The sequence below is a fragment of the Paenibacillus sp. FSL K6-4396 genome (genome assembly GCF_038002525.1).
Classification (GTDB): domain Bacteria; phylum Bacillota; class Bacilli; order Paenibacillales; family Paenibacillaceae; genus Paenibacillus; species Paenibacillus amylolyticus_B.
This window is the reverse complement of sequence record NZ_JBBOCR010000001.1, coordinates 4,933,034-4,954,480: the sequence shown is the minus strand read 5'-3', so window position 1 is coordinate 4,954,480 and position 21,447 is coordinate 4,933,034. Positions and strand designations below refer to the sequence as shown.

At 46.3% G+C, this 21,447-nt stretch carries 21 protein-coding genes and 1 other annotated feature; of the genes, 19 read left to right on the top strand and 2 right to left on the bottom strand.

Features of this window, described 5'->3' with window-relative positions; genetic code table 11:
• Positions 1–149: 149 nt before the first annotated feature.
• From MHB85_RS21835 to MHB85_RS21795, 9 genes are all read left to right on the top strand, one after another.
• On the top strand, positions 150–542 hold the full coding sequence (locus MHB85_RS21835; RefSeq protein WP_017687310.1) for a YlmC/YmxH family sporulation protein: 393 nt from the start codon (positions 150–152) through the stop codon (positions 540–542).
• A 51-nt stretch (positions 543–593) separates the two neighbouring features.
• Positions 594–1,493 carry a peptidoglycan editing factor PgeF gene (gene pgeF, locus MHB85_RS21830; RefSeq protein WP_192134170.1) on the top strand — a complete coding sequence of 300 codons (900 nt, stop codon included), beginning with the start codon at positions 594–596 and terminating at the stop codon, positions 1,491–1,493.
• A gap of 6 nt (positions 1,494–1,499) precedes the next feature.
• Positions 1,500–2,201, top strand: a complete 702-nt coding sequence (locus MHB85_RS21825) for a YggS family pyridoxal phosphate-dependent enzyme (RefSeq protein ID WP_017687312.1) — start codon at positions 1,500–1,502, stop codon at positions 2,199–2,201.
• Positions 2,192–2,659, top strand: a complete 468-nt coding sequence (locus MHB85_RS21820) for a cell division protein SepF (protein WP_017687313.1) — start codon at positions 2,192–2,194, stop codon at positions 2,657–2,659. Before MHB85_RS21825 ends, MHB85_RS21820 begins: the two co-directional genes overlap by 10 nt.
• Before the next feature lie 7 nt (positions 2,660–2,666).
• On the top strand, positions 2,667–2,936 hold the full coding sequence (locus MHB85_RS21815; RefSeq protein WP_036674839.1) for a YggT family protein: 270 nt from the start codon (positions 2,667–2,669) through the stop codon (positions 2,934–2,936).
• Between the two features lie 15 nt (positions 2,937–2,951).
• The gene (locus MHB85_RS21810) at positions 2,952–3,734 is read left to right on the top strand and encodes a YlmH family RNA-binding protein (protein ID WP_091014083.1); all 783 of its coding nucleotides are present in this window, start codon (positions 2,952–2,954) and stop codon (positions 3,732–3,734) included.
• A 147-nt stretch (positions 3,735–3,881) separates the two neighbouring features.
• Positions 3,882–4,391: a DivIVA domain-containing protein gene (locus MHB85_RS21805; RefSeq protein WP_017687316.1), complete on the top strand. Its 510-nt coding sequence runs from the start codon at positions 3,882–3,884 to the stop codon at positions 4,389–4,391.
• A gap of 57 nt (positions 4,392–4,448) precedes the next feature.
• Positions 4,449–4,741: a binding site (T-box leader), on the top strand.
• 519 nt (positions 4,742–5,260) lie between these two features.
• Positions 5,261–8,359: an isoleucine--tRNA ligase gene (ileS, locus tag MHB85_RS21800; protein WP_192134168.1), complete on the top strand. Its 3,099-nt coding sequence runs from the start codon at positions 5,261–5,263 to the stop codon at positions 8,357–8,359.
• 165 nt (positions 8,360–8,524) lie between these two features.
• On the top strand, positions 8,525–8,884 hold the full coding sequence (locus MHB85_RS21795; RefSeq protein ID WP_192134166.1) for a DUF5665 domain-containing protein: 360 nt from the start codon (positions 8,525–8,527) through the stop codon (positions 8,882–8,884).
• A 31-nt stretch (positions 8,885–8,915) separates the two neighbouring features.
• Here the strand turns inward: MHB85_RS21795 and MHB85_RS21790 are convergent, their stop codons facing one another.
• A complete protein-coding gene (locus tag MHB85_RS21790) occupies positions 8,916–9,653 on the bottom strand; it encodes a TraR/DksA C4-type zinc finger protein (protein ID WP_192134164.1) in 738 nt (245 codons plus the stop codon).
• A gap of 222 nt (positions 9,654–9,875) precedes the next feature.
• Between MHB85_RS21790 and lspA the strand changes: the two genes are divergently transcribed.
• The 8 genes from lspA (at position 9,876) to MHB85_RS21750 (ending at position 16,394) form a co-directional block, all read left to right on the top strand.
• Positions 9,876–10,370, top strand: a complete 495-nt coding sequence (gene lspA, locus MHB85_RS21785) for a signal peptidase II (protein ID WP_091028497.1) — start codon at positions 9,876–9,878, stop codon at positions 10,368–10,370.
• Positions 10,363–11,325 carry an RluA family pseudouridine synthase gene (locus tag MHB85_RS21780; RefSeq protein WP_397376315.1) on the top strand — a complete coding sequence of 321 codons (963 nt, stop codon included), beginning with the start codon at positions 10,363–10,365 and terminating at the stop codon, positions 11,323–11,325. Before lspA ends, MHB85_RS21780 begins: the two co-directional genes overlap by 8 nt.
• Positions 11,326–11,435: 110 nt before the next feature.
• On the top strand, positions 11,436–12,689 hold the full coding sequence (locus tag MHB85_RS21775) for an LL-diaminopimelate aminotransferase (RefSeq protein ID WP_036674844.1): 1,254 nt from the start codon (positions 11,436–11,438) through the stop codon (positions 12,687–12,689).
• 203 nt (positions 12,690–12,892) lie between these two features.
• Positions 12,893–13,783 carry a decaprenyl-phosphate phosphoribosyltransferase gene (locus MHB85_RS21770; protein ID WP_341074261.1) on the top strand — a complete coding sequence of 297 codons (891 nt, stop codon included), beginning with the start codon at positions 12,893–12,895 and terminating at the stop codon, positions 13,781–13,783.
• 18 nt (positions 13,784–13,801) lie between these two features.
• A complete protein-coding gene (locus tag MHB85_RS21765) occupies positions 13,802–14,434 on the top strand; it encodes an HAD family hydrolase (protein WP_082762814.1) in 633 nt (210 codons plus the stop codon).
• Between the two features lie 26 nt (positions 14,435–14,460).
• Entirely contained in the window at positions 14,461–14,751 is a 291-nt protein-coding gene (locus MHB85_RS21760; RefSeq protein WP_197997836.1) for an EamA family transporter, read from the top strand.
• Positions 14,738–15,058: an EamA family transporter gene (locus tag MHB85_RS21755; protein WP_314825574.1), complete on the top strand. Its 321-nt coding sequence runs from the start codon at positions 14,738–14,740 to the stop codon at positions 15,056–15,058. Before MHB85_RS21760 ends, MHB85_RS21755 begins: the two co-directional genes overlap by 14 nt.
• Positions 15,059–15,089: 31 nt before the next feature.
• Positions 15,090–16,394, top strand: coding sequence for a DUF6080 domain-containing protein (locus MHB85_RS21750; protein ID WP_192134160.1), 1,305 nt, complete (start codon positions 15,090–15,092; stop codon positions 16,392–16,394).
• Positions 16,395–16,490: 96 nt separating this feature from the next.
• On the opposite strand, the gene MHB85_RS21745 is transcribed toward MHB85_RS21750, so the two are convergent.
• Positions 16,491–19,166: a YhgE/Pip domain-containing protein gene (locus tag MHB85_RS21745; protein ID WP_192134159.1), complete on the bottom strand. Its 2,676-nt coding sequence runs from the start codon at positions 19,164–19,166 to the stop codon at positions 16,491–16,493.
• A gap of 711 nt (positions 19,167–19,877) precedes the next feature.
• Here MHB85_RS21745 and pyrR point away from each other — a divergent pair.
• Both pyrR and MHB85_RS21735 read left to right on the top strand, forming a co-directional pair.
• Positions 19,878–20,441 (top strand): bifunctional pyr operon transcriptional regulator/uracil phosphoribosyltransferase PyrR, encoded by a 564-nt coding sequence (pyrR, locus tag MHB85_RS21740; RefSeq protein WP_192134158.1) that lies wholly within the window; start codon positions 19,878–19,880, stop codon positions 20,439–20,441.
• Positions 20,441–21,352 (top strand): aspartate carbamoyltransferase catalytic subunit, encoded by a 912-nt coding sequence (locus MHB85_RS21735; protein WP_036614815.1) that lies wholly within the window; start codon positions 20,441–20,443, stop codon positions 21,350–21,352. The genes pyrR and MHB85_RS21735 overlap by 1 nt, the downstream gene beginning before the upstream one ends.
• Positions 21,353–21,447 lie beyond the last annotated feature (95 nt).

Below are 21,447 nucleotides of genomic sequence, written 5' to 3'. Positions count from 1 at the left end.
CAATCGGGGCAGTGTATACCGTTGGTCGTCTTTTTGTTATGGACCGTTTCCACATTCGATGAAAAACAGGACATTTTTCGCCCTTGAAACATATATTGTATAGAAGCGTGAAGAACGGGCAGAAGAGGAATAACAGGGGGCGGGAATGAATGAAAGTAAATACGAGCGAAGTAGCGGCACGAGGCATGAAAATCTCGGACTTTCAGACAAAGGATGTCATTAACATTACGGATGGTAAACGCCTCGGTCAGATCAGTGATTTGGAACTGGATCTGAAGCAGGGACGAATTGAAGCGATTGTTGTGCCAGGGTACAGCCGTTTTATGGGTCTCTTTGGCGGGGGAACTGACCTGGTCATTCCTTGGAGAAACATTGTGAAGATTGGTTCAGATGTGATACTGGTGAAGATGGATGAGGTGAAGGAAAATACGTATGACGAGCGTGATCGCGAAGCGCGCCTGTATGATGAACAGCAGCATAACCGCACAGAGCGAGTGGAACGCATTGAACGGTCGGAACGTAATCAGCGTCGAACGATATAAAGGAGACAGAATGTGGCTCATTTGGTACACTGGAAGTGGTGAGGTGAGATAATGGAACCCTTTGTATTGGATAAAGAATTACTTGAACGGACCAAGAACCCAAATTCAGATTTCGGTCCTGATCCGTTATTATTATATGTTGAGCCCTGGACACAGCAATTTGAACAGTTGTCAGTCGGGTTTACGACGAGGCATGGTGGAGTTGGAAAAGTTCCGTATGCTACGCTCAATTGTGCTTATCATGTGGGGGATGACCCTGAAATTGTACTTAACAACCGCAGGCTTGTAACCGAGAAGCTTGGTTTTGCAGCAGAAGCTTGGACCTGTGGAGAGCAGGTGCATGGCAAACATGTCGCAGTAATTACCGCTGAAGATCGGAGCAGAGGATTACTTGATCGTCAATCTGCGTTGCAGGATACGGATGGATTGGTCACGAATGTGCCTGGTGTGCTGCTGACTTCTTTCTACGCAGACTGTGTGCCGCTTTATTTCTATGACCCTGTACAGCAGGCGGTAGGTCTTGCTCATGCCGGCTGGAAAGGTACAGTCGCGGGTATCGCTGTATCCATGGTGGAGACGATGGAACGGGAGTATGGCAGCCGTAGGCAGGACATTCGAGCTGCAATCGGTCCGTCGATTGGGGATTGCTGTTATGAAGTGGATGAGGCGGTCATGCAGCATGTACGGGTTTGGTTTGATGATTCCCAGGTTAATGATGAATACAAGGATTCTGCTTCCAAACAAGCATATCGAGCCGTGAATAACGGTAAAACGATGTTAAACTTGAAAGAATGTAATCGACACATTATGATGAAAGCAGGAATAATGCCGGATCATATCGAATGTACAACATGGTGTACAAGTTGTCATCCCGAACTATTTTTCTCCTATCGGAAGGAAAATGGTGTTACAGGGCGGATGGCGAGCTGGATTGGGCTGGAAGAGAGGTGACCCTCTGTGTCATTGGAGGAGCGTATTCAACAGGTAAATCAGAAGATCGAGGACGCATGTCGGCGCAGTAACCGTCATCGTGATGATGTGAATGTGATTGCGGTCACGAAATATGTCTCACTTGAAACAACGGGATCGGTGCTGAATCATGGTCTTGAGCATATTGGAGAAAACCGGTGGCAGGATGCACAGGCCAAATGGGAAGCTTTTGGTCAGCAGGGTACCTGGCACTTTATCGGTCATTTGCAGACAAACAAGGTGAAAGACGTGATTGGCAAGTTTCGTTACATCCATTCACTGGATCGTTTGTCATTGGCGAAGGAGTTGGATAAAAAAGCAGCTTCACTTGGCATCCAGGTGGAAACGTTTTTGCAGGTGAATATTTCGGGTGAAGAGAGCAAGTATGGATTACAGCCTGAACAGGCAAGTTCTTTTTTGCGTGATATTCGTTCGTTCAACAATCTCAAGGTCGTTGGCCTGATGACTATGGCACCTCATGAGGAAGATCCGGAGCTGACGCGTCCCGTATTTCGTGGATTGCGTGAGCTGAGAGATCAATTGAATGGACAAGCCCTTACAGCAGAGCCATTGACTGAGCTGTCAATGGGGATGTCCAATGATTTTGAAGTGGCCATTGAAGAAGGTGCAACCTGGGTACGGCTAGGATCGATTCTCGTAGGAAAAGAGGAGGGTTCACGATGGGCGTAATGAATAAATTTATGAATTTCCTCGGACTTCAGGAAGAGGAAGAGATTGTGGAACGTGAACGAATGGCTGCGCAGGAGGAAAATGAGTCTGAACATCAGGAAGCTGAAACCTCCAGTCTCGATAAACGTAGAAACCAAAGGGGGAATAATGTGGTGAGCATTCATTCCCAGAAAAATGTTAAAGTTGTCCTGTATGAACCGCGTTCTTATGACGAGGCTCAGGAAATTGCCGACCATCTGCGTTCGCATCGTACTGTTGTGGTGAACTTGCAACGAATTCGCCAGGACCAAGCGCTGCGCGTTATTGATTTTTTGAGTGGCACGGTATATGCATTGGGTGGCGGTATTTCCAAAATCGGCGGAAACATTTTTCTCTGTACGCCAGATACGGTTGAAATTCAGGGCTCAATTACGGAAATACTGGCTGACAGCGAGCAAGATTATAACAGAATGAGGTGAGCCACTTTTGTATCAGATCGAAAGCGTGTTGTACACGTTATACCAGATTTACTTTTACATGGTTATTGTCTACATATTGATGTCTTGGCTTCCCAATGCGCGGGAAAGCTTCATCGGTGAATGGCTGGGCAAATTAGTGGAGCCATATCTAAGACCATTCCGTCGATTTATCCCCCCTTTGTTCGGTGTGCTGGATATTTCCCCAATTGTGGCGCTGATCGTTCTCCAACTCGCGCTTAATGGGCTGATTTCCATACTCCGGTATTTTGCATATTAGGGTAGGGTGATATAGATGAGCGGTGAAATTTACGAACATTTTAGCCATGATGAGCGAGATTTTGTAGATAAGGCTTCGGATTGGGTTGAGCGGGCAGGCAAGTATCATGACATGAAGCTAACTGACTTCCTTGATCCAAGACAGGTTTTTATCTTACAGACTCTTGCCAATCGTCGTAACGACGTTCAGATTCGTCTGGATGGTGGTTACGAAGCTGCTGAACGCAAGCGTGCGCTGGTTGCACCTGATTATATGTATCTGGATGATGAGGATATGGGAATGCAGGTGCTCAGTATCACGTCTGATGATCAGAAAATCTCGGAGCTGGAACATGGGGACTATATGGGTTCCCTGCTCGGGCTTGGGATGAAACGTGGAAAGATCGGGGATATCCAAGTGCTGGAGGACGGTTGCCATACAGTGGTGGCGGCGGAAACCGGCGCTTTTTTATCGCTTCAACTGAATCAGGTGCATCGGTTACATGTGTTCACAGAGTTACTTCCTTTGGATCAGATGCGATGGTCAGAGAGCAAACTGGAGACGATGGACATTACGGTCGCTTCTCTTCGTTTGGATGGAATCTGCGCAGATGTGTATCGGCTTAGCCGCAGTAAAGTGCTGGTGCCGATCAAAGCTGGTCGCTGCCGTGTGAACTGGAAAGTTGAGGAAGATCCCTCCAAATCGCTAAAAGCGGGTGATGTCGTATCCATTCAGGGATTTGGCCGTTTCAAGGTTATGGAACAGGATGGGATGACTAAAAAAGGGCGCTGCCGAGTGAAAATCGGCAAATTTGCCTGAGTCTGTTGCAGGAAAATCCGCTTTCTTGTCGAAATGTTTATCATAAAGGTGTAGAAAATACGCGGTGTATCCGATATACATTAAGTCAAAGATTTATGCTGCAAACCTTCTCTGGACGAGAAGGAACTTTAACAGGAGGTGGACAGCATGCCATTAACGCCGCTGGACATACACAACAAGGAATTTTCCCGACGTTTGCGCGGGTATGACGAGGATGAAGTCAATGAATTCCTGGATCAAGTCATCAAAGATTACGAAGGCGTCATTCGCGAGAACAAAGAGCTGAGCAATCAGTTGCTGTCCGTTCAGGAAAAGCTGGATCATTTTTCTACAATTGAAGAGACGCTTAGCAAAACGATCATCATTGCGCAGGAAGCTGCTGATGATGTGAAGGGTAATGCGAAGAAAGAAGCGCAGTTGATCGTGAAGGAAGCAGAGAAAAATGCAGACCGGATCGTGAACGAATCATTGGGAAAATCGCGTAAAATTGCTTTGGAAGTGGAAGAACTGAAAAAGCAGGCCTCGATTTATCGTGCCCGTTTCCGCACGCTTGTTGAAGCGCAGCTTGAACTGTTGACTCAGGATGGTTGGGAAGTGCTGGAGAGCCGGGAGCAGGAAGTGCGTGACCGTGAGCGGGAGATGAAAGAAATTTACTAGTCTGTCGCCTGGTTGACTTTTGTCTGCAAAGAGGCTATAACTATATTCATAATGAATAGTGATTCCATGACGGGTTCAGTACGTTATGATCTCATCCCTCAGAGAGTTGGTGGTTGGTGCAAACCAATGGATGAGTTATAGCCGAATATCTCCCCGGAGAAGTGACGCTGAAGCGGTGATCTTGAATGCCGTGTGTAAGCCGAACCGTAAGCCGTACGTTATAACGGCACCCTGCGGTAGTATAGCGGGGCATAAGCGCTGTTGATGACAGAGCATACCCAGGCTTGCCTGGATGTGGTTTGTGATGAACAGAATTAGGGTGGTAACGCGAGTATAGCCTCGTCCCTTTCCAGGGATGGGGCTTTTTTTGTTTTCAAAAAAAGGGCGAACGCCCATGAGGCCCAAAGGGACCTCAAGGAGAGAGCCAACCGCCGGGAAAGCGAAGCACCCTGCAGTCGGGGTTTCGACAAGGCGAACGCCCATGAGGCCCGAAGGGACCTCATGGAGAGAGCCACTCGCCGGGTGAGCGAAGCACCCTGCAGCCGGGGTTTCGCCAAGGCGAACGTCCATGAGGCCCGAAGGGACCTCAAGGAGAGAGCCACCCGACGGGTGAGCGAAGCACCCGGCAACACCCGCCTCGCGGTAAGGCCATGCGGCGTTCACGCAGGGAACAGCCTCAAAATGGCCGCCACTACGCACATAAACCCTCGCCCACAAGCGGCGCAACTGTTCCCCAATCGACAACCGATTCCGGGTGTCCAGAGGGCGGAGCGCCTATGGGGTCCCCCTTGGCAAGGGGGATTTAGGGGGATTGAAACGCTTTTTGTGGACGGTCCACAATCTAACCAAAGAAAGGGAAGATAATCATCATGCAACGAGTTGACGTCAAAGAGAAGGCACGTGCCAGAGAATTACGCGTGTTAGATAAATGGAAAACGGAGAATACATTCAAAAGATCTATCGAAAACCGGGAGGGCAAACCAAACTTCGTATTTTATGAAGGGCCACCTACAGCGAACGGAAAACCGCATATCGGTCACGTTCTGGGACGCGTAATCAAGGATTTCGTTGGTCGTTATAACACGATGAAGGGTTACCGTGTTGTTCGTAAAGCGGGTTGGGATACACACGGTCTGCCAGTAGAACTGGGTGTACAGAAGAAGCTTGGTATCTCCCACAAGTGGGAAATCGAAGATTACGGCGTGGAGAAATTCATTAACGAATGTAAAGCGAGCGTATTCGAGTATGAGCAACAATGGCGTGATCTGACAGAAGGCATCGGATATTGGACGGATATGGATAACCCATATATCACTCTAGATAACAACTATATTGAGAGTGTATGGAACATCCTGGCGACAATCCATGAGAAAGGCCTGTTGTATCGTGGTCACCGTGTGAGTCCGTATTGCCCATCTTGCCAGACGACACTGAGTTCCCATGAAGTTGCACAAGGGTACAAAGACGTCAAGGACCTGAGCGCTACAGCGAAATTTAAACTGAATGACAGCGGAGAATTTGTACTGGCTTGGACAACAACACCTTGGACGCTGCCTTCACATGTTGCACTTGCCGTGAATCCGGATATGGACTACTCCCGTGTTCGTCAAGGTGATGAAGTGTACATCATGGCAACCAATCTGGTTGAAAAAGTGATGAAAGATACCAAGGGGGAGTATGAGATCATCGGTGCACTGAAAGGTGCCGATCTGGTTGGCAAAACGTATGATCCTCCGTTTAACTATGTACAGGCTGAGAAAGCAAACATCATTCTGGGCGCAGGCTTTGTAACGGATGCAAGTGGTACGGGTATCGTACACATGGCTCCTGCCCATGGTGAAGATGACTACCGTGTATGCCGTGAGAATGGGATCAGCTTTGTGAACATGGTGGACCTGGAAGGTAAATTTGTCGCTGAGGTTACTGACTTTGCCGGACGTTTCGTTAAGGATTGTGATATTGATATCGTGCGATACTTGTCCGAGAATGGACGTTTGTTCAGCAAAGAAAAATATGAGCACAGCTATCCATTCTGCTGGCGTTGTGATACACCACTTCTGTACTATGCAATGGACAGCTGGTTTATCCAAACAACAGCCATCAAGGACCAACTGATTGCAAACAATAGTGAAGTGGATTGGTATCCAGGTCATGTTCGTGAAGGTCGATTCGGGAAATTCCTTGAGGATCTGGTGGATTGGAATATCAGCCGTGATCGCTATTGGGGGACTCCGCTGAACATCTGGGTGTGCGAGGAGACTGGCGAACAATTTGCTCCACACAGCATTGCAGAATTGCGTGCCCGTGCGGTAGGTGATGTGCCTGAGAATCTTGAATTGCATAAACCATATGTGGATGACGTTAAAGTCATGAGCTCTTGTGGCAAATATGAGATGAAACGTACACCGGAAGTGATCGATGTCTGGTTCGACAGCGGCTCCATGCCGTTTGCTCAGCAGCACTATCCATTTGAAAATAAAGAAGTATTCGAACAGCAGTATCCTGCTGATATGATCTGTGAGGGAATTGACCAGACACGTGGCTGGTTCTACAGCTTGCTGGCGGTTTCCACCCTTTTGACAGGCAAAGCGCCTTACAAAGCGGTTATGGCTACAGGACACGTTCTGGACGAGAACGGACAGAAGATGTCCAAATCCAAAGGTAACGTTATCGATCCTTGGGAAGTGATTGAAGAATATGGTACAGATGCATTCCGCTGGGCTTTGTTGTCTGACAGTGCACCGTGGAACAGCAAACGTTTCTCCAAAGGTATCGTAGGCGAAGCCAAATCCAAAATGGTGGATACGCTGGTCAACACCCATGCATTCCTGACGCTTTATGCTACCATTGATGGATTTGATCCACAGGAGCACCCGTTCCAACTGTCCGCACACAAGCTGGATCGCTGGATTCTGTCGAGACTGAACAGCCTGATCCTGGTTGTAGAAAAAGCGTTGCTGGTTAACGACTATCTGAACTCTTCCAAAGCGATTGAAGCATTTGTTGATGAGTTGAGTAACTGGTATATCCGTCGTTCCCGTGACCGGTTCTGGGGAAGTGGCCTGACAGAGGATAAACTCGACGCTTACCGCACATTGACTGAGGTACTGGTGACTACTGCGAAATTGGTTGCTCCGTTCACACCGATGCTGGCAGAAGACATCTATCTGAACCTTGCAACAGGTGAGAGTGTGCACATGGAAGACTATCCGGTAGCTAATGAATCGCTGATTGATGCAGGTCTGGAACAGGATATGGAGACGGCTCGCCGTGTGGTTGAACTTGCCCGTAACGTTCGTAACGAAACAGGCATCAAGACACGTCAGCCGCTGTCCGAATTGATCGTTTCTCTGGATAAAGGATTTGACCTGGCAAGTTATGAAGAGATCATCAAGGAAGAGATCAATGTAAAAGGAATCCGTACGGAGCATAATGATGCGGAATTCGTTGACTTTACATTGAAGCTGAATCTGAAAGTTGCAGGTAAGAAATACGGTAAAAACGTAGGATTTTTGCAAAACTTCTTCAAGGGAATGTCGGCCGATGAGACGCGTAAAGTGGTTTCGGAAGGCGTGCTGAACATTGTTTCTCCGGAAGGCGAAGAGCTGCAAGTGACGAGCGAAGAATTATTGGTTGATAAGCAGGCTAAATCAGGTTTTGCTTCTGCATCAGGTTACGGTCTGACGGTTGCGCTCAATACCGAAATCACAGCATCACTGGAACAGGAAGGCTGGGTCCGTGAAGTGGTTCGTGCTGTGCAGGATACCCGGAAACGACTCGACTTGCCGATTGAAAAAAGAGTACGATTGACACTGGATGTAGATGCATCCCTACAGGAAGCAATTCAGGCGTTTGATGATGTATTGCGTGAAAATGTTCTCGTAACCGAAGTGACATTTGGTACGAATGAGTCGATGGAACGTGTTGAAGCTGGAGGCAAATCGATCGGTATTTACATCGAAGCGTAATTCGGAGCATGTCCCATTCAACAGGGATAGAATATAGAGTATAAACAAACGAGCCGCAGAGGCAGGGACATATTCCCTGGTTCTGGGCTCGTTTGTTTTTTAAGCAAAAAGGCAATGATTCTATAATGCAGTCAATCTATATTGATCAAAGGAACTGACCAAAACATGAGCGAACATGATAAGCAAACCGTATCCACTTCACAACAATCAACATCAGATAATCCGAGTTCCCATGACAAAATTGAAGAGCTACATACCCTGACGAACCGTCTGGCGAATGAACTGGAACGTTCACGCATTGCGCAATACACAGAATTGCTGAACAGACCATGGAAATTAATCGGACTTAACTTGTTGTCTGGAGCCGCACGAGGTGTGGGGATCGCGATTGGGTTTACCTTTTTCGCAGCAACGATCATTTACGTTTTACAGCTACTTGGGGCGCTCAATCTTCCCATTGTTGGAGACTACATCGCTGATATTGTGCGCATTGTCCAGCGTCAGCTTGATATGAACACCTACTAAGCGATTAAAGGTGAAGGATATCAGAGTGCATTTAGTACATGTCATCCGTCTCCATGTCCGGTTCTAACAGACCCTCGCCCTCACGGTTCTCCAGGTACTGGCGATATTGCCGATTGCGCACGATGGAGACGTCATGACCATAGATGTCTGTTGCAACGAAGCTTTCGTACGCTTCAACGCAGCCCTCCACTTCATCGGTGGCTTCAATGGCCATAACATCATAGCTGTCGATATCGCGTCCTTCAGCCATGGCTGGCGAATTCGAAGTGCCCCAGCTTTCAACAATCTGCCAGGTGTCCTCACCATCGAAGCCGTTTTGGTCATCACGCTCGTCCAGACTGGTTCGACCAAATGCCGGGGCAAGGAACTCTTCCTCTACAGGACGGTTTTCGGAGACAACGGTTTCCGGTTGATGTTTTTTGCAGTATTTGGTGTAGGGAACAGCTTCCATGCGTTCATAAGGAATGGGTTGCTGGCAGACCGCACATGTACCATAATGTCCTTCTTCGATGGAGTGCAGTGCCGAATCGATTCGCTCCAATTGGAATTCATCATGTTCCAGCAGGGAAATATCCTTTTCGCGCTCATACACTTCCGTGGCTAAGTCGCCAGGATGGTTATCAATCGGTGATAATTCACCTGTCTGTAGTTTAAGGGAGTCTCCAAGGCCATAATGCTCGGTTTCCGAAAGTCTATGTTCAATATCGCGCTTATCGGACATCAGTTGGGAACGTAAAAATTGTAGTTGTTCGTTAGTAAAATGTGACATGATTTTCCCCTTTCTGCTTTCATGCTGGAATCCGGATTTTGACTCTATTGTAGGATGTGCCATTTAGGGCAAGATTACAGAAGGGAAATGTTATCGTTTTTGCCATAAGCATTGCTGATATAGTGCGTCGTGGACGATTTCCAAACAGCTGTGCTACAATAAACAAGTCTGGCGTAAGCCTGGTATCGTTTGGAAAAGACAAGAACGGAGTGACAAACAAACGTGGTGTATTATATCCTCGCTTTTATCGTATTTTTATTGGATCAGGGAACCAAGTATCTGATTGCAACCCGGATGGAACTCAGAGAAGAAATTCCGGTCATTGGCAATTTCTTTGTCATCACATCACATCGTAACTCAGGAGCAGCATTTGGCATTCTGCAAGACCAGCGTTGGTTCTTTATCGTGGTTACGTTGATTGTGGTCGTTGCTTTGATTTGGTATTTGCAAAAGGTAAAAGATACCCCGCACAAATTGCTGCCTGTGGCGCTTAGTTTGGTGCTTGGTGGAGCAATTGGCAACTTCCTTGACCGGGCATTGACCGGAGAAGTTGTAGATTTTGTACAACTTAATTTTGGGAGTTATACGTTTCCCATTTTTAACATCGCCGATTCGGCAATCTGCATCGGTGTAGCGTTGATCATTGTGGAGACGTTGCTTGAAGGACGGCGCGAAAAAGCAGCCGCGAAGATTGAAGGGAATGAACATCATGAGTAATCCGAATAAGGAACAGATTAACGACGAAGAACTAATGAATGGCAATGAACGTATGGAATGGACCGTTGCCGCTGAACATAAAAAAGAACGAATTGACAAATATATTACGGAAGCTGTGGATAACGTATCTCGCTCCCAGGTTCAATTGTGGATCGGAGACGGAATGGTTACGGTAAATGGTGCTGTAGTCAAAGCCAACGCCAAGTTATCCGAAGGGGATCTGGTTGAGTTACAGATCCCGGAACCAGCTGCTGTGGAGATCGTTGCTGAAGATATTCCGCTGGAAGTGGTATATGAAGACAGCGACCTGATCGTGATTAACAAACAGCGTGGTCTTGTGGTGCATCCGGCACCAGGACATACGTCGGGTACCCTCGTTAATGCACTTATGCATCACTGCAAAGACCTCTCGGGTATTAATGGGGAGTTGCGTCCTGGTATTGTGCATCGCATTGATAAAGATACATCAGGTTTGATCATGGCTGCCAAGAACGATCGTGCGCATGCATCACTGGCTGCCCAGTTGAAAGACCATACGGTGAACAGACGTTATATCGCGCTTGTACATGGTCATCTTAACCATGATCAAGGGACCGTTGATGCACCCATTGGACGAGATACCAATGACCGCAAAATGTATACGGTCACAGAACGTAACAGTAAACATGCCGTTACGCATTTTACCGTTACAGAGCGGATTAATGATTACACCTTGTTGGAATTGAAACTGGAGACAGGACGTACTCACCAGATTCGGGTTCACATGAAATTTATTGGTCATCCGCTTGTAGGAGATCCAACTTATGGACGGAATAAAGGCATCAAAATGCAAGGACAGGCTCTTCATGCGGCCATTCTTGGATTTGTGCATCCAACAACGGGAGAATACCTTGAATTTTCAGCTCCGATTCCGCAAGATATGGAAGACGTGCTTGCCTCGCTACGCAGCCGTTAACAGCTCCAAGAAAGTACAAATGTTCGGATACTTTGTCCATGGCTTTGATTACGCAAATGCTTCATATTAAAGTGTAGAAATTTGCGTCAAATGAGGAGATGAACAACGTTATGAGTATCGATAAATATCAAGAAACTTACATTCAGACTAATTTTGCCGACCGTATCGGTGGCTCCAACTATGGTAAAGACACGAACATTTATAAATTCGAGAAAATCAAACGTGCCAAAGCTTCGGCCAAAAAAGATTTTCCCGATGTGGAACTGATTGACCTTGGTGTAGGTGAACCGGACGAAATGGCGGATGCAGGCATTGTAGCTGCACTTGCAGAAGAAGCTTCCAGACCCGAGAACCGTGGTTATGCCGACAATGGTATTCCTGAATTCAAAGCTGCTGCTGCTTCCTACTTGAAAAACGTGTTTAACGTAGAAGGTATCGATGCAGATACTGAAATCGTGCACTCTATTGGTTCCAAACCGGCTTTGGCGATGATGCCTTCATGCTTCATCAATCCAGGTGATGTGACCATCATGACCGTTCCGGGGTACCCGGTTATGGGTACACATACAAAGTATCTGGGTGGAGAAGTGTTCAACATCCAATTGACGAAAGAGAACAACTTCTTGCCTGATCTGACGGCTATTCCGGAAGACATCGCAAAACGTGCGAAGTTGCTCTACCTGAACTACCCGAACAACCCAACAGGCGCAAGTGCAACGGTGGAGTTCTTCACTGAAGTCGTTGAGTGGGCTAAGAAATACAACGTTGTGGTTGTACATGATGCTCCATACGCAGCATTGACGTATGATGGCAAAAAACCGTTCAGCTTCCTATCGGTACCTGGTGCGAAGGATGTCGGCGTAGAGCTGCACTCTTTATCCAAGTCCTACAACATGACAGGTTGGAGAATCGGATTCGTAGCGGGTAACCCGCTTGTAGTCAAAGCATTCAGTGACGTGAAGGACAACAATGACTCCGGTCAGTTCATCGCGATTCAAAAGGCTGCTGCTTATGGATTGAATCACCCTGAAATTACGGAAAAAATTGCAGAGAAATATTCCCGTCGTCACGATATGCTCGTTGCCGCATTGAACGAACTGGGCTTCCAGGCTGAAAAACCCAAAGGTTCATTCTTCCTGTATGTAGAAGCACCAAAAGGAGTGGTTGGCGGACGTCGCTTCGAATCTGGCGAAGATTTCTCCCAATTCCTGATCCGTGAGAAACTGATCTCATCCGTACCTTGGGATGATGCTGGTAACTTTGTTCGTTTCTCCGTAACCTTTGAAGCGAAGGGTGAAGAAGAAGAGAAACGTGTTATTGCTGAAATCAAACGTCGACTGAGCGACGTACAATTTGAATTTTAATCGCATTACCCATTAGTTAAATCACGTATTAACGAAGAGACCGGAAACGGTCTCTTTTTTTATGCCCATATTAGATTTTTTTCATTTACTCCCTTTACAAAATTATACAAGCAACATATGATTAGATCTTTACGTTATTTGTTATATACAGAAGTTGTTTTTGAAGGGAGTTATTACAATTGTTATCATCACGAACAAGTACGGTGTCTTCACCGACTACAGGAACAGGCAGTACAGTGTCAGGATTATTCAGATTGTTAAGACCCAAACAGTGGACTAAAAATCTGCTGTTATTTGCTGCGTTATTATTCTCTTTTGAGGAGATTCGGGCTGAAACCATTCTTGCGACGTTGCTCGGTTTTATTCTATTTAGCCTTGTTGCAGGCTGTGTGTATATTTTAAATGACTTTGTAGACCGGGACAGGGATCGACAGCATCCGGTGAAAAAGTATCGTCCTATGGCTTCTGGGCAAGTGAATCCGAGTCATGCTTTGTTGTTTGGCATTATTCTATTAATCCTTTCCGTAGGAACGGCTTTCATGATGAACCCTCTATTCGGGGTGTTATGTATCGTCTATTTCCTGTTGAATGTATCGTATTCATTTGTGCTGAAACATCTCGTTATTCTAGATATGATGACCATTGCAGCCGGGTTTGTACTTCGTGCCATTGCAGGTGGTGTGTTGATCCATGTGCCGTTCACACCGTGGTTTTTGATCTGTACTATGCTGTTGTCGTTATTTCTGGCCATTGGCAAACGCAGAAATGAACTTACGTTGCTTGAGGGAAATACGGGATCACATCGTAAGGTTTTGGATAACTACTCCATTACGTTACTGGATCAATTCAATACGATTGTGACGACAGCTACGATTATCAGTTATTCCCTGTTCACATTCACTTCAGATCGGACCATTCACCTGATGTGGACAATTCCACTGGTCATTTATGGCATGTTCCGTTATCTGTATCTGATCCACATGAAGAACCAAGGTGGCTCGCCCGATCGAGTGCTATTTGAGGACAAGCCCATATTAATTACGGTTATGTTGTATGTGATAAGTGTTATTACAATCTTTGCAATCTTTGAATAAAGGCTGAGGGGGATCAGGGTGAAAAGCACGAAAGTCGCAATTTTCGATATTGATAAAACGATCATACGCAGTGATTCCATGTTTCAATTTGTGCATTACGGTGTTCGCCGTTACCCGTGGCAGGTATGGAGATTGCCTGTCATTGCATTACATACCGTGTTATTCAAGGCAGGCTTCATGACGGTTGAACAAGTCAAACGATCCTACTTTCAAGAAATTGAGCGTATGTCTGAAAAAGATCTCGAACATTTCTTTGATACCCGCTTGCGTACATCCATTTTTGCCGAGGCCAGTGTAGAGATGCAACATCGTAAAGAAGCAGGCTATCATGTCTTGCTGGTAACCGCATCTCCGCATGCCTATATGAAATACTTTAAAAACTTTCCCTGGGTGGATCATGTCATTGGAACTGAACTTGTCCGACATGAGAATGGTTACACATGCAGAATTGATGGCAGCAATTGCAAAGGGGAAGAGAAGGTACGCCGAATTCAGGCTTATCTGAGTGAGAAAAATATGGTCATTGATTATGACCAGTCATGTTCCTACTCGGACTCCTTATCCGATCTTCCAGTCATGCAGCTAGTGAGTCAACGATACTTTATTAACAAGCGTGTTCCGGACATGGAGGCATTAACGTGGGGGAAATAAAATCGCGTCATACCGGTAAATGGTTGATGCTCGTTTCCGCTTTTCTGACAGCAACGGGTCAATTGTTTTGGAAATGGGGACTAACCGAGTGGATCTACCTGGGTGTTGGTTTTCTTTGTTATGGACTTGGAGCGATTTTGATGATTAAAGCTTTTGCTCTGGAAAAACTCTCTGTTGCTTATCCTCTGATGTGTGCCAGCTACGTATTTGCCTTAATCTATGGATATTTTTTGCTTGGGGAAGAAATTACGGTGCAGAAGTTGGCAGCAGTTGTGTTGCTTGGAATCGGGGTGACATTAACCAGTGTTGATCGATAGCTGGATGGTTGCCGTATTAATTGTCATGACGTTGTGTGGTGCACTGGGCGGGGCCGGACTGAAAGCTTATGCATCCAGTCGCAATCGCCTGCATGTACTCATGGGACTCGGATTTTACGGAACCGGAGCGTTGCTGAATATTGTGTTGTTGAAGTTTCTTCCCTTAACCGTAGTGTTGCCTGCGAACGCATTAACATATGTGTGGACTCTCATCATTGCGATGTTGGTATTTAAAGAGACAGTGGGCCCTTTACGCTGGATAGGTGTGGCATGTATTATGGGCGGGCTATGTTTATTGGTGTTCTAGAACTTAATTAATCAGGATGTGAAATGAAAGCATGAACTTTTTAGATTACTTATTTTATAATCGCAGAGCCAACTGGACAGCCTTTTACCTGTTTGCAGGATTTGCTTTGTTCTATGGTTTAATGAACGGCTCGTATGTTCTGTACATTGAAAGTAATGCAGAGATGCTGGGGGCGTATAGCCCATTTAATACAACGCTGTTTCCAATTAATTTATTCAACTTTGATCCTTCAATGTATTATGGGGACAACAGTTCTTCCGTGATCCATCCGCTGATTTCCTTTCTCGCAGTCGCTCTTGCGGCTGTAGCGAAACTGCTGGGAGGCAACTGGTTCTTTCTAATCTTGCAATCGATGATAAATGCCGGTTCGGTGGTGCTGGCCTATCTGTTCCTGAGTCAAAAAGAAGATAAACCGACCATCGTACCGTTGCTGTTGGCCTTACTGTTTGGTTTCAGTTCCTACCTGATGTATACTGCGTTGATTCCGGACTCGTATCCGTACGTACAGTTCGTTATCCTTCTCTCTGTAGTTTACATGCAGTATACTCGTGAGCGTCAGGACGTACGTTATGTACCCAATGCATTGCTTGCATCGATTAACTTTGGACTAACCTCGACCAATATCGTACCATTTGCTGCTGCCACATTCTTCAATATGCATGCATGGCGAAATAAGACGAATTTGAAAAAATACATCGGTATCATGGCATTGGCGGTTCTGATCATCGTCGTATTAACTGGTATTCAGTATGTTGCCTTTGGAGGTCGCAGTTGGGTAAGTAACTGGCTGTTGGGCATTCAAAATGGTGGAACAAGCTATGCAACACCATTCCAGTTCGCTGTTCACTGGAAAGCATTGAACATGCTAACTATTAATCCGATGTTGACACCGAAGATGCATTTACTGGACCCGGGCATGGCAGCCTTTGTTACGGATCTATCCCGTTCCAATCCAATCGTTGTGCAGATGACAGGTATCTTTATTTTACTACTGGCATTCATGGGCTTCATTAAAGGAATTCGTGAACGAGAAGTGTGGACCCTTGTGCCATATATTCTGTTTGCCTTTTTGCTTCACGTAGTCGTGGGCTTTGGTTTGGCTGTATTTCAATATGATATGTACCTGTATGCGGGGCATTATCTGTTTGCGTTCTTCCTGTTGGGTGGAGGTTTTGTCATCAGCCTTCGTCCGGGATTGGGGAAAAAAGTGGTTATAGGCTTGATCATGTTATGTGTTATCGTTACGGCAAGTAACAACATCTATCGCCATGTAGAAACATTAATAACAATCAAACAATCCTATAATCAGTTGGAACAGGAACGCTCAGTGAAATAATCAAAATGTATCGATTCATATAATGAAATGAAATAAGATAAGGCCATGGGATGGAAAGTCCAATGGCCTTATCTTATTTAGTGTTGAGCAAATGAGTTAAGCAATAATTTTGGTCTTCTTGGCATTCTCGGCTGAACGTTTGGTGAGACTGCTGAGTGGACGTTTCAAAGTGAGAGCAACAATGAGACTCAGCGCGATGAACATACACAACCACAGAATATCCTTGATGGCAGTAGACCACAATATGCCGCCTACCGACTCACGCAGCAGACTGATTGCATACGTGAAGGGCATGAACGGATTCAATGCCTGGAAAAAGGGTGATGTCATGCTGATTGGGAACGTACCGCCGGAGCTGGAGAACTGGAACACCATGAAGATAATGGCGATCCCTTTTCCGATATTCCCAAAAACGGACAGCAGGGTGTACGTGATGGTGACAAATACGGCACTCACCAGCATGGCAAACAGGACAAACCACAGTTTATCTGCAACATAGGTACCCAGGATTAAGATATCTCCGAGGGTGACGCATAACGCCTGAAGTAACCCAATGGTCAGAAAAGTAGCAAGACGTCCAAGATACAACTCATATCCCCGGAACTTGCCCTCTGGATTTTCGGCTTCGGCACGAAGCAGAGATATCAGCAGTGTTGAGCCAACCCACAAGGACAGCACGCCATAAAATGGTGACATAGCCGATCCATAATTCGGAATTGGGTAAAGCTGTTGTTCCTTAATTTGCACCGGACTTGCAAGGAAAGCACTTTCTTCTTCGATATCGCCACGCAAAAGTTTGGCAAGTTCGGCAAATTGGTTATTACCTTCGACTTCCCGAAGTTTGTCAGCAGCCTTACTGATGGCACGTTCTAATGCTGGCAGATCATCACGTACCAGCGTGGCAACACGATGTACTCCTTTTTCGACCTCCGGAAGCTGGTTCTGGACAAAATCGGATGCCTTGCCTATCTGTTTCTCGGCATTAGGCAGATCATTACGAACAAAATCAGCGGCTTCGTTCAGTTTGTTTCCCAGCTTGGGCAGATCGTTTCGAATTAATGAAGACACGGTGTTCAAAGCTTGGATAAAACCTTCACTTTTGTTCGCGAGTGTCTCTGATACCTCATGGATCTTCGATTGTACTTGAGGCAGTTCGCTCTGGATTTTTGTCAACTCGGTCTGCCCGAACATAATCCCTTCTTTGGCTGATGCCAGAATGTCCGCAATATCCGGAATACGATCCTTTGCTCCTTGTAGAGTTTCTGATGAAGTGGAGAGGATAGACCTGAGTTTATCCGCACCAGCTGCAAGTGCAGGCGATATTTCACTTTCATAGGTGTTTAAGATATTGCCAATCCCGCTGCTAATGTCCTTCGAGAGAGCATTTAACTGAGCGATGACGTCTGTCGGTGGAGTTGTATTACGACGCATGGCATCACTGATGATGCCAGCCAAGCGGATTTGCAACTGAAGTTTATCTGAAATGGAGTTCAGTTGTGTAATTTTATCGGCAAGTGGATGGCTTGGAAGCAAGTTGTCTATTTTGCCCAGTAGTTCTGCCATACTGTCGACGAGTTTTACCGCAATCCCTAAACGTGAAGCAATCCGGTCGAGATCTTCTGCTATAGGCAGGTTATTAAGATCCGAATTTTGCAATTGTGTAAATACGTCTCCTGCAGCGTTAGTAATCTGCTGCACCAGCAGCAGATTTTGGTGGATCGCCGGGCTAATTGTCTGAAACGCTTCTTCACTGGAATCCACGAACTGATTTAATCCCTCTGCAAGCTCAATCCCGTTGCCAGCGATTTGTGATACTTTGTCCAGATCTTGTTCTGCGGCCGTTACGATAGACAGAGCTTTGTTGGTTTTATCCAGCGCCGTTTGGATGACAGCTGATACCTGACCAAAGTTTTCATCCACTTCTCGAATGCGTTCTACCGCTTTTTGTATATCCGGTATCCGCCCTTGAATAGCCAACACCTCGGAAGCCGCATCATTAATTTGTGGCCAATACTCCTGCACCTTGAGCACATACTGTGCTGCTTCATTGATTTCAGGCAGTTTTTTCTCGATGTCAACGATCTTTTGAGCATCTTTTACAATCTCGGGCATGGCTTTTTCTACTCCCAGAACCTTTTGACCTGCGGCTTGAATAGCCGGAAGATTTTTCTCCAGTGTAAAAATGCCATTCTCCATTTTGCGTAATGTTGGAAGCTGGGAATTAATCTCAACCCCGGCTTCATTCAACTTGGTTAGAACGGCCTCACTGACGGCTTCAGTGAAATTTTCATTGATTTGTGTTGTTATGGCAGATACACCAGAGCCAGTGATTTTAGGAGCAATGGCATTCACCTTTTCATTAACGGTATAGATTACCTCTGGGCGTTCCAGCTTTCCGTCAACGATACCTGTAATTTTGGACGAAAAGTCTCCGGGAATGAGCAGGCTGGCATAATATTGTCCTGTTTGTACCCCCCGACTAGCCTCAGCTCGATCTACAAAAGTCCAGCCCAACTTTTCGTTGTTTTTGAGGCTGGATACCAGTTCGTTTCCGATATTAATACTGGTTCCTTCAACAGTCGCACCCGCGTCCTCGCTTGTCACAGCAATTTTGATCCCCTGGGTATTACTGTACGGGTCCCATACGGACTTCACGTTGACCCAGTCATACACCCCGGGGAGTAGAATAATAGCCACAATTAGAAATATACCTGTGGGAACCTTCAGAATATGTAACCAGTCTGTTTTGTAAACGTGCCAAATGTGACGCATGACTTCCTCCTAAATGTACATAAATGTAGGGCGTATCTTATTTCTATGTCGCATAATTGTGAATCTTATGTATATCGGCATTATTGCAGCATCTATGAATGGGTTCATGTTTATAAACTGTACCCATTTCACTATGTACTAATTCACAGCCTTCATATATCGCGTAAAACGAAACTCACCGTTTGTTCTCAAAAGAAGTGTTTTGTCTCTACTTAAGTATAGTCAGAGGTTTATTTTGGTTATATCAAATTTCTCATTTGCCTATGGATAAATATGCAGAAATGTTGTATAATTATGAATAACCAATGAGATGTATTGTGCATGGATGTTTTTCAGCCTAACTGCTGATTCTAAGAAGAACGTAGCAGAGGGTTTTCACCTGCGATGGTGAGGTGTTGACAGGGGGTTGTCTTTCTGTCATAATTCATGAAGACAAACGGACATGTTGATTACAGAACCCTGTGAGGTCCTGCAATATGAACGACATGAATAGCACCTTTAAATCAGTCCCGTGAGACTGGCAAGGTAACGTGAACGATACATCGTTTTTTTTGCTGCGGCAAATGAAGCGATGCATCCCCGAGAGTAAACTTTCTTCAGAGCGGTCTGAAGTTCGGAGACTCCTTGCCAATAAACACGGCAAGGAGTCTTTTTTTTTCTCCTCGTCACGGGGCCATGATGCTGAAGGGAAATCCTGAGGAGGCTGAACGCATGAGCACAGAGACACATGTCATTATGGATGAGACGGCGATCCGCCGCGCACTAACACGGATTGCCCATGAGATATTGGAGAAAAACAAAGGAATCGACGATTGTGTGCTGGTCGGTATCCGCACACGCGGGGTTTACCTCGCGGAACGGATTGCCGCCAAGATTGAAGAAATCGAAGGCGCCAAAGTCCCCTGGGGAGAACTGGATGTGACTCCTTACCGCGATGACCGCTTGGACGAAAATAAAGCGAATCGCAAGGGAATGTTGATTATGACACCTGAATCACTTTCGATCCATAACAAAAAAGTGATTTTGTTCGATGATGTGCTCTATACCGGACGGACGATTCGCGCAGCGATGGATGCCCTGATGGACTGTGGAAGACCGCAGAACATTCAGCTGGCTGTACTCGCAGACCGCGGACACCGGGAACTTCCAATTCGACCTGATTTTATCGGCAAGAATGTGCCGACTTCCAAATCAGAGGAGATCGAAGTTGCACTCATGGAAACGGACGGACAGGACGAAGTCAAAATCACTCAGAACCGGGGGGAGCAAGCATAATGATTACACAGACAGCATTGAGAGACCGAAGCTTGCTTGGACTGAAGGAACTTAGTCGAGGAGAAATCGAGTCCATTCTGAACAGAGCGGCTCACTGGGAAGCGCAGAAAGAGAAACTGGCTCCTGTACTGGAATCACGCTTTGTTGCGAACATGTTCTTCGAGAACAGCACACGTACCCGCTTCTCCTTCGAAATGGCAGAGAAACGCCTGGGTGCACAAGTGCTGAACTTTACGGCAGCCGCATCCAGTGTGGAAAAAGGAGAGTCCATCTACGATACGGTACGAACACTTGAGTCGATGGGCATTGATGCAGGCGTGATCCGGTTGAAACCGGCAGGCGTTCTGCAACAACTGGCTCAGAAAGTGAATGTACCACTCGTGAACGCCGGAGACGGCAACAATGAGCATCCCACACAGGCGTTGCTGGATCTCTACACGATGAGGAAAGCATTTGGCGAACTGAAAGGCTTGCGTGTTTCCATCATTGGTGACATTCTGCATAGCCGTGTAGCTCGTTCCAATCTGTGGGCACTGCAAAAGTTTGGTGCAGATGTACGCTTCTGTGCTCCGCAAACGATGCAGGCACCGGAACTCGCAGAGCATGCTCCTTATGTCGGTCTTGAAGAAGCGCTTGATGCAGATGTGGTCATGATGCTCCGTGTTCAACTGGAACGTCATCAACATGGCTTAATTACTTCAGCTGAGGATTATCGCGAACACTACGGATTGACGGAAGAACGGGCATCACGCCTAAAACCAAGCACCATTATCATGCACCCTGCTCCTGTGAATCGCAATGTCGAGGTAGATGACGCGGTTGTGGAGAGTGAAGCATCGCGGATCTTCCCACAGATGGCAAACGGCGTTCCAATCCGCATGGCGGTTATGGAACGTGCGATGAAACTGTAACAGGGTCTGGCTGTGGGTCATAGGCTGACGGTACGGTAGTTCTTATAGAGCAATAAGAGAGTACACGATAAAGAAAATCATCCGGTTTGCCTGGT

Coding starts and splice junctions, on each gene's coding strand:
- MHB85_RS21835 (WP_017687310.1), top strand. CDS start 150: ATGAAAGTAAATACGAGCGAAGTAGCGGCACGAGGCATGAAAATCTCG.
- pgeF (WP_192134170.1), top strand. CDS start 594: ATGGAACCCTTTGTATTGGATAAAGAATTACTTGAACGGACCAAGAAC.
- MHB85_RS21820 (WP_017687313.1), top strand. CDS start 2,192: ATGGGCGTAATGAATAAATTTATGAATTTCCTCGGACTTCAGGAAGAG.
- MHB85_RS21810 (WP_091014083.1), top strand. CDS start 2,952: ATGAGCGGTGAAATTTACGAACATTTTAGCCATGATGAGCGAGATTTT.
- MHB85_RS21805 (WP_017687316.1), top strand. CDS start 3,882: ATGCCATTAACGCCGCTGGACATACACAACAAGGAATTTTCCCGACGT.
- ileS (WP_192134168.1), top strand. CDS start 5,261: ATGCAACGAGTTGACGTCAAAGAGAAGGCACGTGCCAGAGAATTACGC.
- MHB85_RS21795 (WP_192134166.1), top strand. CDS start 8,525: ATGAGCGAACATGATAAGCAAACCGTATCCACTTCACAACAATCAACA.
- MHB85_RS21790 (WP_192134164.1), bottom strand. CDS start 9,653: ATGTCACATTTTACTAACGAACAACTACAATTTTTACGTTCCCAACTG.
- MHB85_RS21780 (WP_397376315.1), top strand. CDS start 10,363: ATGAGTAATCCGAATAAGGAACAGATTAACGACGAAGAACTAATGAAT.
- MHB85_RS21775 (WP_036674844.1), top strand. CDS start 11,436: ATGAGTATCGATAAATATCAAGAAACTTACATTCAGACTAATTTTGCC.
- MHB85_RS21760 (WP_197997836.1), top strand. CDS start 14,461: ATGCTCGTTTCCGCTTTTCTGACAGCAACGGGTCAATTGTTTTGGAAA.
- MHB85_RS21750 (WP_192134160.1), top strand. CDS start 15,090: ATGAACTTTTTAGATTACTTATTTTATAATCGCAGAGCCAACTGGACA.
- MHB85_RS21745 (WP_192134159.1), bottom strand. CDS start 19,166: ATGCGTCACATTTGGCACGTTTACAAAACAGACTGGTTACATATTCTG.
- pyrR (WP_192134158.1), top strand. CDS start 19,878: ATGAGCACAGAGACACATGTCATTATGGATGAGACGGCGATCCGCCGC.
- MHB85_RS21735 (WP_036614815.1), top strand. CDS start 20,441: ATGATTACACAGACAGCATTGAGAGACCGAAGCTTGCTTGGACTGAAG.